The sequence below is a fragment of the Pseudomonas sp. H26/SER47-MNA-CIBAN-0231 genome (assembly GCF_040310465.1).
Taxonomy (GTDB): domain Bacteria; phylum Pseudomonadota; class Gammaproteobacteria; order Pseudomonadales; family Pseudomonadaceae; genus Aquipseudomonas; species Aquipseudomonas atacamensis.
In genome coordinates, this window is record NZ_JBEOPW010000021.1 from 18,046 (window position 1) to 31,340 (window position 13,295).

Annotated in this window: 10 protein-coding genes; 8 read left to right on the forward strand and 2 right to left on the reverse strand. The window is 60.8% G+C overall.

What is annotated here, in order from left to right; genetic code table 11:
• Positions 1-16: 16 nt before the first annotated feature.
• Together AAEZ10_RS23970 and AAEZ10_RS23975 are read right to left on the reverse strand one after the other, a co-directional pair.
• Positions 17-5,479, reverse strand: a complete 5,463-nt coding sequence (locus tag AAEZ10_RS23970; protein WP_350571284.1) for a trifunctional serine/threonine-protein kinase/ATP-binding protein/sensor histidine kinase — start codon at positions 5,477-5,479, stop codon at positions 17-19.
• A gap of 56 nt (positions 5,480-5,535) precedes the next feature.
• On the reverse strand, positions 5,536-6,207 hold the full coding sequence (locus tag AAEZ10_RS23975; protein WP_016774275.1) for a response regulator transcription factor: 672 nt from the start codon (positions 6,205-6,207) through the stop codon (positions 5,536-5,538).
• A 198-nt stretch (positions 6,208-6,405) separates the two neighbouring features.
• On the opposite strand from AAEZ10_RS23975, the gene AAEZ10_RS23980 reads away from it, so the two are divergent.
• The 8 genes from AAEZ10_RS23980 (at position 6,406) to AAEZ10_RS24015 (ending at position 13,282) form a co-directional block, all read left to right on the forward strand.
• Positions 6,406-7,410, forward strand: a complete 1,005-nt coding sequence (locus AAEZ10_RS23980; protein ID WP_110645792.1) for a GlxA family transcriptional regulator — start codon at positions 6,406-6,408, stop codon at positions 7,408-7,410.
• A gap of 96 nt (positions 7,411-7,506) precedes the next feature.
• Complete coding sequence (locus tag AAEZ10_RS23985; protein ID WP_016774274.1) at positions 7,507-7,887, forward strand: response regulator transcription factor; 381 nt, start codon at positions 7,507-7,509, stop codon at positions 7,885-7,887.
• A gap of 311 nt (positions 7,888-8,198) precedes the next feature.
• Positions 8,199-9,398, forward strand: a complete 1,200-nt coding sequence (locus AAEZ10_RS23990) for an S-type pyocin domain-containing protein (protein ID WP_350571287.1) — start codon at positions 8,199-8,201, stop codon at positions 9,396-9,398.
• 10 nt (positions 9,399-9,408) lie between these two features.
• Positions 9,409-9,762, forward strand: a complete 354-nt coding sequence (locus AAEZ10_RS23995) for a DUF6572 domain-containing protein (protein ID WP_016774273.1) — start codon at positions 9,409-9,411, stop codon at positions 9,760-9,762.
• 109 nt (positions 9,763-9,871) lie between these two features.
• Positions 9,872-10,210: a DUF6572 domain-containing protein gene (locus AAEZ10_RS24000; RefSeq protein ID WP_071171895.1), complete on the forward strand. Its 339-nt coding sequence runs from the start codon at positions 9,872-9,874 to the stop codon at positions 10,208-10,210.
• Between the two features lie 579 nt (positions 10,211-10,789).
• Positions 10,790-11,155, forward strand: coding sequence for a DUF6124 family protein (locus tag AAEZ10_RS24005; RefSeq protein WP_016774271.1), 366 nt, complete (start codon positions 10,790-10,792; stop codon positions 11,153-11,155).
• Positions 11,156-11,271: 116 nt separating this feature from the next.
• Entirely contained in the window at positions 11,272-11,631 is a 360-nt protein-coding gene (locus AAEZ10_RS24010; protein WP_339100072.1) for a DUF6124 family protein, read from the forward strand.
• A gap of 448 nt (positions 11,632-12,079) precedes the next feature.
• On the forward strand, positions 12,080-13,282 hold the full coding sequence (locus AAEZ10_RS24015) for an NAD(P)/FAD-dependent oxidoreductase (RefSeq protein ID WP_073475203.1): 1,203 nt from the start codon (positions 12,080-12,082) through the stop codon (positions 13,280-13,282).
• Positions 13,283-13,295: the final 13 nt, after the last annotated feature.

Here is a 13,295-nt window from a genome sequence, read left to right on the forward strand (position 1 = left end):
TGGCTGTTGATCATGTTCATTCACAACGCGGCAAGCCAAACACCACCCGCGCCCCGCTCGGCTCATTGCGCTCGGCCCACAATTTGCCGCCGTGTCCTTCAATGATCGTGCGGCAAATCGACAGGCCCATGCCCAGCCCGGTGGATTTGGTCGTGTAGAACGCCGTGAACACTTGCTCCGCCCGCTCGCAGGCAAAGCCCGGCCCTGAATCGCTGACACTGATGTGCACGTTATCACCCAGCGCCTCACTGCGAATCAGCAGACGTCGCTGCCCCTCTGCCATGATCGTCATGGCTTCGAGGCTGTTGATGATCAGGTTAAGCAGCACCTGTTGCAGTTCGACCCGGTCCGCCACTACGAAAGGCAAATCTGCCGCCAGCTCAACGCTGACTTCGGCGCCGTGCTTGAGCGCTTCGCCACGGCTGAAACCGACCATTTCTTCAATCAGCAGATTGAGGCTGACAGGCTGACGCTGCGGTGGCGTTTTGTGAATCAGCGCGCGGATGCGCCCGAGTACGTCGGCGGCGCGGTTGCCGTCGAGAATGATATGCCGCAGGCCCTGCTCGACTTCGTTGATATTTGGTGGCTTTGCACCGAGCCAGCGCAACGCGGCATTGGCATGGGTCACCGTGGCGGCGATCGGCTGATTGACTTCGTGGGCAATCGATGCGGCCAACTGGCCCATGGTTGCCACACGATTGGCGTGGGCCAGTTCCGTTTGCACCTGACGATAACGACGCTCGCCTTCGCGCACTTGCTCTTCAGCCAGCTTGCGTTCGCTGATATCCAGCACAAAGGCCAGGCCCTGTTGCTGACTCGCTTCGAAGGCGGCCAGACCGACAATCACCGGCAGCCGACTGCCGTCCTTGCGGATGTACTCCTTTTCGAATGGCTGGGCCCGGCCGGTGTGGATCGCCGTTGCCAGTGCAATATCGCTGTTAGCGCGCATCGCCGGCGGGGTCATGTCACGCCAATGGACATTGCCCGAAAGCAACTCATCACGGGTGTAACCGACCATGCGCAGGAACGCGTCGTTGGCCTCGATGATTTCCCCTTCCACGCCCCAGACGATGATGCCGATGATGTTGGCGTCGACCAGCCGACGGATCTTCGCTTCTCGCTCGGCGAGGTCGCGGTACAGGCGCGCGTTGTCCAGCGAGATCGCTGCCTGCGACGCCACCAGGCGCAACACGGCGAGACGCGTCGGGCTGAACACCCCGGCGGACAGGTTGTTTTCCAGATACAGCGCCCCGGCGACCCGCGCCTGATTCATCAATGCCAGGCAAAGGATCGAGCGCGCGCCTCGTTGCTGAACGTATGGATCAGCGGCGAACAGCGGATCGGCAACCGCGTCGTCCAGGCACAGGTTTTCGCCGGTGCGCAGCGTCTGGTAGAGCACCGACTCTGCCAGCGCCACCGTGTGCAGCGGCGCGTTGCACAACTGCGTGGCACCGTCGCCGATACGGGTTCGCGCAGCGACATAGGGAACGTCGGCGTTCAACAAAATAAGCAGGCCATGCTCGGCCCCGGCCTGTTCGATCGCGGTGCGCATCACCGTTTCGATCAAACGGTCCAGGACGATCTCGCCGGAGACTGCTTGAGAGACCTTGAGCACCGTTGCCAGGTCGAGATGTTCAACTGGCGTAATGAGCGTGGTGACCGGATTCGGTTGCGCCTCTTCGGCACGCAGAAAACGATGACGTCGCTCCAGCTCCCGCACCTTGCCAGCAGCCCCCCAACGCAGATAGGCATAACGTGCGTCGCGCAGGTAGACGCGGGATATCCTGGCCAGACCGCGAGCGCTGTAGAACCGTGCGGCCAGTTCGTTGGCCAGCGCTTGGATATGGAGCAAACCATTGTCCTGAGCCAATTGAATGGCTTGCTCGTACTGCAATTCGGCTTCGAGCAACTGCCCGGTGACGCGCGCCATTTCCGCGCCGACCAGCGCCACCTGACTGGCGAAGGTCTCTGCACACAAGCGCGCCCACGTCTGCAACTGTTCATGATGTTGACCCAGACGCTGCAAAGCACCGGCGTCAGTTTCGCCGTGGGCCGCCAAGGTCAAAGCCGCGTAGAAATGGTATTCGGCCTCCTCGAAAAACGCCGAAACCACCCACAAAAGTCCCTGCGCCTGGGCCGCGCACTCAGCGGCCGCCGCGTAATCCCCGGCCAGATAGCGCGCCTGCAACTTGCGTACCCAGTACTTGCCGCGCGCCAGCGCCAGATCCGCCGAACCGGCCAGATGCGCTTCGACAGCTGTTTCATCGAACCCCTCATCGTCGAAACAGCCGAACGTCGGCGTCTGCCCGCGCAGCATGCGGATCAGCGTCAACTGGCAGCGCATGAAATCCGCCACCAGACCGAAACCGACCTTTTGTGCATAGACCAGCCCTGATTCCGCTTGCGCCTGCACCTCGGCCAGCGGCTCGCCGATAAACAACAGATCGGAAATCAGGCTGTTTCCAGCGAACGCTGCATACGGCAGATCGCCGCTGCGATGGGCCGCGTTGAGCGCACGGCGCAACAGTTCGCGGCACTCGCGCACTGGCCGCATCCAGCGCACCACGAAGATCGAGAAGCACAACCAAGTGCTCGCTTCATAACGCGTGAGCCCGCGCCGATCAACCAGATCGCAGCCCAGACGGCCAAATCGATAACCAGCGGCATAGTCGCCAAAACGCGGCCCCGACACGCGCCCGAAGTTGGCATAGAGCAGGCAGGAGGCGTCGCAGTTGCCATATTGCAGGCTCAGGCTGATCGCTTTGCAAATGGTCAGGCTGGCGAGGTTCAGATCCGACTGCACCGCCGGCGCGAAGAGTTTGCCCAGCGCATCGAGGGTGGCCCGCGCGGCAGGATCCTCCATCAGCGGCAAGTCGATCATCTGCTCGATACTGCGCCCGCGCAGCCTGGTCCAGACCTGCTGATATTCGTCGCGCACCTGAATATCGTCCGGACGCGCTGGCCAATCGATGCCGACCTGACGCAGAAAGGCCAGACACACCGTCACCGCCCGGTCACTGCGATCGAGCAGCAAGTAGACATCCATCTGCATGCACGCCACCGCCGCGCGCTCGACGGTGGTCACGGCGCGCTCGGCCAATGTCGCCAGGCGCGAGTCGGCAAGCTGCAGTTGGCCGGTGAGAAATTCGCACTCGGCACGGTTCAGCTCCAGAGCGAAACCCAGTTCATGCCGACTGTCATAACCCTGCTCGCCCAACAGTTCTGCGCCGGCGCCCAGATAGGTCAGTGCTGAGGTATAAGCGGTCGAGGCCTTCGCTCGCTGGCCGGCGAGCAGGTTGAACTCGGCCAGCTGCTCGCGCTCGGCACGCAGGCTGATCAGATGCGCACCGCGATTGAGCTGGCCGACAATCTCGAAGATCGCCTCCTCGCGCCGCTCACCCTGGGTTTGCAGTGCCAGCAGCCGGCCGATGCGCAGGTGCATTTGCGCCCGTTCGGTTTCCGCGATCAGCGAATACGCCGCCTCATGGATGCGATCATGCACAAACCTGTAGGCACCGTCCTGACGCTCGACCAACTCCAGCCGCACCGCCGGCGACAATGCGGAGTGAACGTGAGGCACCGGCACATCAAGGACTGTGGCCAGCGTGTCGAGACGCGCGACGTTGCCCAGGCAGGCCAGTTGTTGCAGCGCCTGGCGGGTTTCCTGGGGCAGCCGCGCCAGTTTGCCGACCATCAAATCGACGACATTGTCGGTGTAGCCCTTGCCGTTGATCAGGTGCACATCCCACCGCCAGCGCTGGCGCGCAGGCTCGTATGTCAGCAGCTTCTCCTCGGCCAGGGCGTGCAGAAACTGGATGACGAAGAACGGATTGCCAGCGGTCTTGTCCAGTACCAGCCGCGCCAGCGCGACAATGCTCGCCGGCGGGCAGCGCAGTGACTCGCTGATCAGTTGTTCGATGTGCGCGCCAGCCAGTGGCGCCAGACGAATTTCGTCAATGTGTACGTCGGCGTGATGCAGGGTCTTGAGTGTGCGGCTGAGTGGGTGATCGCCATCTACCTCGTTGTCGCGATAAGCACCGACGAGCAGCAGATGAGGGGTCTCTGCGCGACTGAGCATATCTTCGAGCAGATCAAGGGTGGCCGCGTCGAGCCATTGCAGGTCGTCAAGGAACAGCGCCAACGGATGCTCGGCCTGAGCGAACACGCCGATAAAACGCTGCAAGACCTGAAGGAACCGCTGCTGCGCCTGTTGCGGCTCCAACTCAGGCACGGGCGGCGGCTCGCCGATGATCAGCTTGAGTTCGGGGATCAGATCTGTGATCAACCGCGCATTCGCTTCCAGTGCCCGCAACAGTGCTTCGCGCCAGCCCGCCAGTACGTCGGTGCGCTTACCCAATAGCGTCCGCACCAGCCCCTGAAAGGCCTGAACCAGGGTCGAATAAGGCACGTCGCGCTGGTACTGGTCGAACTTGCCGGCGGCGAACAAGCCACGCGACGGCACCAGCACCTTGTGCAGTTCACTGACCACCGACGATTTGCCGATGCCGGAATAGCCGGATACCAGCACCAGTGTCGGCGCGCCTGTCTGCACCACATTGGCGAAGGCATCGATCAACGTTTGCACTTCGTGTTCGCGGCCGTAGAGTTTTTCCGGAATCAGCAAGCGCTCGCAGGCGCCCTGCTCGTTCAACGTGAACGTCTCGATCTGCCGCATACGGCGCCAGTCATCGAGGCAACGGCGCAAGTCATGCTCGACACCGGCTGCGCTCTGATAGCGTTCCTCGGCCGTTTTCGCCAGCAGTTTCATGACCAGTCGCGAGAACATCGGCGGCACCGTCGCCACCCGTTCACACACGGGCATTGGCAGCCGCGCGATATGGCAATGCACCCACTCCGTCGGGTCATTTGCACTGAACGGCAGCGAGCCGGTGAGCATCTGGTAAAGCGTCACGCCAAAGGCATACAGATCACTACGCGAATCGATCGAACGATTCATCCGCCCGGTTTGTTCCGGCGCCATGTAGGCCAGCGTCCCGGCGATAGATTCCGGTGGCGTGGGCGCTTGCCGCTCCCGTGGCAAGCGCGTGGCCAGGCCGAAGCCGGTCAGCCGCGCCTGCCCATCATGACAATGGACAAAAACATGCTGCGGTTTCAGGTCTTTGTGCACCAGACCACGCTGATGCATATGGCCCAGTGCCTTGGCGATGTTCGTGGCCAATTCCAGACAGGTTTCGATATCCAGCGGGGCGACCAGCAACCGCGACAACGGCTCGCCGCCCGGATCGTCGAACAGCAGACGAACTCGGGTGCCCGTACGCTCGAAAGCTGTCGGCTGCAACGCCCAGGCAGGATTGAGGTCGTCCCTGAGGCTGTATTCATGCGCCAGACGCTCCAGGGTGCTCGGCAATGGCTGGCCCATCGCCGGACGCACCGCCAGAAGGCTGCCATCATTCGAACCGCGCTCACGGGACAGCACCCGCTCGCCGTCGTCCCACAAAATCTGTTTTCTGCTGCCCATCTGCGTCAACACTGCTCAGGTTTTTTGCCGCACGGTGAGTTGCACGTCGCCAGCGCTCAGGGGTTGCGCTGGACAGGCTCGATGCCCAGCGCTTCTGCGATACGCACCAGATCGGCCACTGAACGTGCGGCCATTTTGCGCATGACCTGGCCACGGTGGACCTTGACCGTGACCTCGCTGAGGTTGAGCTGTCCGGCAATCTGTTTGTTCATCAGCCCGGCAATGACGAAGCCGAGCACTTCGCGCTCACGTGCGGTCAGGGTTTGGTAAGCCCGACACAAAACGGCGCCGGAGTGTTCGGCTGCCAGCCGCGCACGGTCGCGAGCCAACGCACTGGCCACGGCGTCGAGCATGTCCTGATCACGGAACGGCTTGGCCAGAAAATCCACCGCGCCGGCCTTCATCGCCTTGACGCTCATGGCGATGTCGCCGTGGCCGGTCATGAACACCACGGGGATGCGCAAGCCGTTTTTTTCCATCTGTTCCTGAAACGTCAGGCCACTTTCGCCGCGCAGGCGCACGTCGAGCACCAGGCAACCGGGTACCTCACGTTGCGCTTGCGCGAGAAAATCTCCGGCGCTGTCGAAGGTTTGCACCTGGAGGCCGATCGAGCGCAGCAAGCTGTCGAGCGCCTGGCGCATTGAGGCATCGTCATCGACCACGTACACCACTGGCTCGCCGAGCACGCCGGGACTTTGCGCAGGGCTGGAATGCGACCACAAGGTCATTGTGTCTCCTCGGCGAGATCGCAGCACGCGTTGGGCTGGTCAATAAATCTAGTTCAGGATGGCCACCGCATCCAGACACCTGCCGGACGGTCAGCAATCAGGCTAACAGTCAGCGCCATTGCCGGCCGGCCAGAAACCCCTGAAAATCGGCCAGGCTGAGGCAGTCCGCCGCCAGCGCTGCAAACAGGCAGGCCCGCGATGTCCACTCATCCCGCTTTTACAACGGCTCCGCGCGACGTGGTGTTCATCGCCTACCCACGCCTGAGCCTGCTCGATCTCAGCGGTGCGCAAACCGTGTTCTGGGCCGCGAGCAAAGCCATGGCCGAGCGCGGGCAGTCTGGATATCAACTGCACACCGCCAGCCTCAACGGTGGCTTGATCCAGACCGTCGAAGGGCTGTCCATCGACACCCAAGCGTTAACCACGCTCGACACCGCCGCGCTGGACACGCTGGTCGTGCCCGGCGCCCCTGACATCTGCCAGACCCTTGAGAAGCACCGCGAACTGAGCGACTGGCTGCAGGACCATGCTCACCTCGCCCGCCGCGTGGTCTCGGTGTGCAGTGGTGCGTTTCTGCTGGCTCAGGCCGGATTGCTCGACGCCCGCCGCGCTGCCACTCACTGGGCGATGTGCGACGCTTTGCGCGATCGCTTTCCAGCGGTCGAGGTAGATGCCGACGCGATCTTCATTCAGCAAGGCAAGGTCTGGACCTCGGCCGGAGTCACCGCCGGGATCGATCTGGCGCTGGCGCTGGTCGAGGCCGATTGCGGCCGTGAAGTGACGTTGCAAGTCGCGCGGGAATTGGTGGTGTACATCAAACGCCCCGGCGGCCAGGCGCAATACAGCACGCTGCTGCAATCGCAGGCGCAGGACGCTGCAATGTTCGATGATCTGCACCTTTGGCTCATGGAGCGCCTCGGCGATCCGAATCTGACGGTGGAGCGCCTCGCCGAGCAAGCCGCAATGAGCCTGCGCAACTTCACGCGGGTCTATAAAGCGCGCACCGGGCGCACACCGTCGAAAGCGCTCGAGCTGTTCCGACTCGAAGCGGCCAAACGCTTACTGGAAAACTCCCCGCACAAAATCGAACGAATCGCCCGCATCTGCGGCTTCAACGATGAAGAACGCCTGCGCGCCTGCTTCCAGCGCCACCTGTCGATCTCCCCGCGCGACTACCGCAGTCGCTTCAGCCGCGATGGCTGAACCGCTATACCTACGTATAGTTTTGCCCGCTGGCCATCAGCGTATGGTGCAAGAACGACAGGAGTCACCAGCTCGGCCGCCCGGCCCGGGAGCGTTATGCACAAGACGCATGTCATTGCGGTAGTGGACGACGACGAGGCAATGCGCACATCGCTGAGCAGCCTGCTGCGGGCGTCGGGGTATCAGGTGTTCTGCTATGCGGCGCCGGCGGACTACCTTGACTCGGACGGGCCGGTGCAGACTGATTGTTTGATCTCCGATATTCAGATGCCGGGCATGGGTGGTTTGCAGATGCTGGATGCACTGCGGGCGCGAGGCTGGCGGATGCCGGTGATTTTTGTGTCGGCGGATCAGAGTGGTTTGCTTTGCGCCAAGTTTCGAGAAGCCGATGTCGTTGCCTGCCTGCGTAAACCCTTTGCGGCGGACGAGCTACTTGCCTGGGTTGAGTTTGCACCGCGTAAATCTGAAAACACTTGATAAGGCCCTCATCGCATTGAATTGCGTGTCGCCTGGATTTATCGCCCCCTATCGACTCGGTCGATCAGGCCGATTTCTGACAGAAGACAACACGGTCGGCTCCCTCTCCTCGAGGAGAGGGCTGGGAGCGAGGGGAAGCTCCAGAGATTACGGAGGTAGTTGAGCTACCCCATTTCCTTAAGCGCTGACTTGATCACACGGAAATGAGATGCGCCTCAGAATCTAGAATCAAAGCGCCACTAACTGCCACTGCAAACTCCGCCTGTCACCCTCCACCCCGTTCAAAAAGGACCAGAACAAGGAACCAAGGATTGAGCGGCTACGTCCCCAACCCACCCAAGGGTTACCGCAACACCGGCGTCGAACCTGTCGACCTAAACGCCCAACACTGGGCGCAATACAAAGAACTCCCGCCAGCGCCAGACGCGAAACCCGGCCTCAAGGGTTGCGTCTTCGCCAAAAGCTGCAACCTGCCCGACGGCGAAATCAACCACAGCAACCCGACAGGGTTCGTCCCCGTTGAAAAACTGGCGGACTACGGGCTATGGGGCGTGTTGGCCACTGGCGCAGCGATTACCGCCGAAGGCACGCCCCTCCAGTTTGTCGGCGGCTCCGCAACCGGTAGTGCCGTTGCCCATCGGCTGGGTGGCTCACTCGCGCTAGGCCTACTCGACGGTGCAGGCGCCATGGCAGCAGGCGCGGCCGTGGGCACGGTGGCGCTATTGATGCCCAACACCAGCATCGCCCCGGACAGTGCCTTCTATAAGGACGAGCAATACGCCACGCTTGAAACCGGCCGAACGCGTGTTCGTGTCAACGTAAAAACGTTGCCGGACGGCTCCGTCAACGCCTACGGCTTTTACACCGGCGGCAAGAAGGACTGGGAAAATGTACCGGTCATCAAAGCGCAGAAAGACGGCGAAAAATTCATCGCCGACATCGGCGACGGCATCGGTCTGACCTGGACACCCGGAGCAAGCTCCGATGGAGTGCTGGGGATCCCAGCGCTGGAAGGTGCCCCTCAGCTACCTCCCGTCTGGGTCTATCCGCCGACACCACAGTCGGACACGCTGCTGGCCAACCCCGCGCACCCACCTGAGTTCCAGGATGCGATCATCTGGTTCCCGGAGGATGCGGGGATTGAGCCCATCTACATCGTGCTCAGCACGCAGCTAGAGAAGAATAAGCAAAAGGGCAAAGCGTTCGAAGAAGCGTCCTTTGACGAATTCAGTAAGATCAAACCTGAAGCCGCTCGTGAGGTCACCGTCAAAACCGACAGCGGTGTACGCACGCGCATTGATATGATGGGCCGCGATGCGGACGGCAACATCTCCTGCGTCGAATGCAAATCTTCGGAAACAGCGCCACTGACGCGCAATCAGAAATTGGGCTTTCCAGAAATAGAAAAGACCGGCGCAACCGTCGTCGGCAAAGGTAAACCCGGCTTCACCGGAGGCACCCGAATCCCACCTACCAGAGTCGACATCATTCGACCTGACCCGACCCTCTGAGGGAGCAGACATGTCCATCACCGAAACAAAAGTCGTCGACATCATCGCAGTGCCCGAGTGGGAACCCGACAATGTCGTACTCGTCATCACTGATCACTTGGAATGGGGCGACAAAGCCCAACAGGGTGAACACCTGTTGTTGCTACAGGAGAAGATCAATACCTACATCGCCTTCATCGAGAGCGGCGAACTGCTGGAAAGCTATCCGCCAGCCAAGGGCAAGAATCCGAAAATTCGCATCAATGGTTTATATGAGCTACCTGAGCAAGGTGAAACCTTTGTCGACCGCGTGACCGAGGTACTCAAAGGCGTAGGCATCGGAATGGAATTTGTGCTTAAGGACGACTTTGCTGTTCGACACTAGGCGTGTGAGCTAGTAGAGCTAAAGCAAAGCAAAGGGCGGCAAGCCACAGAGCTGTAGCTCGGTTCCCTCAGAGGGATTGAACAAACCGGCTGGAGGCCAAGGATCCGCAGTGTCCTTAACAGACCCGAACATTATCGATATGTGGGGAATCCCCAAATCGGACAGTGGCGCCATCATCCTGGGCATCGCTGACCACCTAGAATGGGGCAATAAGACCCTACAAGCCGAGCACCTGCTCGCGCTACAACGGAAGATAAACGGCTACATCGCTTTCATCGAAAGCGGTGAGATCTATAACAAGATTCCCGCTGCACTCGGCAAGTCACTTGTAATCCGTGTTTACGGCAAGTACGAGGTTTCGGAGCAGGGGGAATTGTTCTTCGAGCGCGTGGCCGAGCTCCTGAGAAAAATGGGAATTGGTTTTGAGTTCGTTTTCAAAGCAGACTAAGCGCTATGTCATTTGTGATCCCAGTGTTGACAAGTAATTTTTTCACCTGCCAGCCGAGGCGTTTTTCTGCTGATCTACGGCCAACAGTGGAAGAGCTAAAAAGCCCGTCTACGACGCGACTTGCTTGAAACTCTCCGCCCCACGGCGCAACGGCCTTGAGATCGGCCTAAACAGATTCGGGTCTCCGATATTCTGAAAAGGTGAGATGAGCAGGCACGTACAGCGCATAAACACGACTTGGCAAGCACGTTTAAATTACACCGATTTCTCCTCCAAAAAGCCTACAACGCCTTGCGCCGCTGCCTACGGGTACTTCAGAATCCGCCGGCTTGTGCGTCTAGGCTGCGGGTCCTATCGTTTGTCGGTCACTGAAATAGGTGATCGGGTTTGGTAGCCCGCAGTGTTAGATATACAGATCTGCCGTCGAGATTTCTGTCTCGGATTTGCGGTGGCCATGTATAGGGCGTCCTAGGGCGCGCCGGATCCTAACACCCGGTCTACCAACCTGTGCATGGCCGCCACCCTTCGTTTGGTAGCGAAAGGGTGAAGCCTCCCTTAAATGTGTTAGGAGCTTCATCAATGTTCAAAGTAACCCCAAACCCGCCGGAAGCGGATTCAATCCCGTACGACCCTGCTCTGGAACCTCAGCGGATAAAAGATGCGGCTGCTCGCGCCATCAACTTTTACCTCGACCCTCAGACGCTCAAAACCACCATTCCCAAGCGCCAGCCAGGCAGGATCTTTCTCATTGACCCGACGGTGGATGAGGAAACGTTGCTCGTCGAAGCCTGTGAATCGCTGGCAGCCGCCAATGACATGGCCCGCGAAATCGGCGGCGTGATTGACCATCCACAGCGTCGATCGCTGCTGATGTTGCAGCAGGTTATCATGTTGAGTGAGCTCATCGTCAATCGCGTGCTCGACAGCCGACGCGTGTCGAACTAGCCGGCCATCGAGGCATGAGGGGGCGTGCTCCCCTCACTGCCAGCGGACGCGCCACAGCCGTGGCGCGTCGTCCTCATACCCAGACGCTCAAGCGGCGCTCATCGGAGTTTCAGCTGATGTCACAGACACCGTCCCATCCGCCGGTCACCGAATCGGTATCGCCTTATGAATCCTTCCATTCAAAAAAACTTCACGACGCCGCCGAGCGCGCGCTCGACCATTACCTCGCGCCGGCCAAGATCAACGCCACGCCCTACAGTCCCAACACGTTGTTTATGGTCAATCCTGAGTCCGACACAGAATCACTGTTGGTCAACGCTTGCGAATCCCTGGCTTCCGCCACGGTGATGCTCAGCGATTTCGCCGGAATGCTGGAAGGTTCACGACGCAATCCCCTGTTGGGCATCGCGCAGGTGGTCATGCTAGGAGAATTGGCCGTCAACAAAGCGTTGGATAACGTAGTGCCCACAGACTGAACAACGGCATCGGCCGCGCAGGCGTGCTGGCACCTGCGCTGCGTCGCCCATTTCAGCGAGCCAGGTGGGCGCTGTCCAAGCTGACCAGAAAGCTGCGAATGTTGTTCTGCACCGCGCGGTTGATCGATTCCTTGATTCTCACCAGCTCCGAAAAAGGCATAACCCGAAAGGACTTCGCCGATCGCGGCGATGTTCGTTTCGAACAACACCTCGCCCGGTATTCCCACCTCGCCCCCCATACCTTCGTATACCCCCCTTCCACCCATGCGTAGCCCACGCACACCGATGGACAACTGCGCTCGCAGCCTCCCCGCCCTAGCATGGCTCTACACAGCGGGCGATTGAGCGCCAGGCAGTACGGCAAGCAGTTACGGCGGCCAGTGATCGTCACGCCAGAGTCCGCATCAGACTCGGGTGTCATCCATCCATCAGCGTCAGGGAGCACATTATGAAACAGCAATTATTGGTGATCGGTGCAGGGTTCGGCGGGCTGTGGAGTGCGCTGAGCGCTGCGCGTTTGCTGGATATGCATGCCCGTCAGGATGTCGAGATCACGCTGCTCGCCCCGCAAGCCGAATTGCGTATTCGCCCGCGCTTCTACGAGCCGGACGTGCACAGCATGTACGCGCCGCTCGACGCGCTGTTCGATGCGGTGGGTGTGCGCTTCGTCAAAGGCACCGCTGAAAGCATCGACGCCCGGGCGCGCCGAGTCGGCTACCGCGACGAGGCCGGGCGTCCGGGTGAACTGGCCTACGATCGGCTGGTTCTCGCCAGCGGCAGCCAGCTCGCTCGGCCTCCGGTGCCTGGCCTCAAGGAGCATGCGTTCGATGTCGATCAGATCGAATCCTCGGCGCGTCTGGAACGTCATCTCATCGCCCTCGGCAACCAACCGCCCAGCGTTGCGCGCAACACCGTGGTGGTCGCGGGTGGCGGTTTCACCGGGATTGAAACTGCGACGGGGATGCCGGCGCGCCTGCGTGCGATCCTCGGTGAGGATCAAGACCTGCGCGTGATCATTGTCGATCGCAGCAAGGACATCGCCGCGACCATGGGTGATGGCATTCGCCCGTCGATCATCGAGGCGTCCAATGACCTGGGTATCGAATGGATCGTCGATGCCAGCGTTGCCGCTGTGGATGCCAATGGCGTCACCCTCGCCGATGGCCGCCACATCGAAAGCCAGACCGTGATCTGGACCGTAGGTTTCCGCGCCAGCCCGCTCACCGAACAACTCGACGCCGAACGCGATGGCCAGGGCCGCCTGCACGTCGATGGCAACCTCAAGGTGCACGGCATCGATCACGTCTTTGCCGCTGGTGATGTCGCTCGCGCCGCCACAGACGACTTCGGCAACTATGCTGCGATGTCTTGCCAGCACGCGATCAGCCTGGGTCGCTACGCCGGCAACAACGCCGCCGCCGATCTACTCGGCGTCGCTCCGACAATGTATCGCCAGCCCAAGTACGTGACTTGCCTGGATCTGGGCGCCTGGGGCGCGGTATACACCGAAGGCTGGGATCGTCAGCTGAAGCTGGTGAAGGCCGAAGCCAAAGAGCTGAAGACGCAGATCAACACGGTGTGGATCTACCCGCCCGCCGCAGATCGTCGCGCTGCCCTCGCGGCCGCCGATCCGCTGATCCCTGTAGCCTGATTTCACCTCCGCT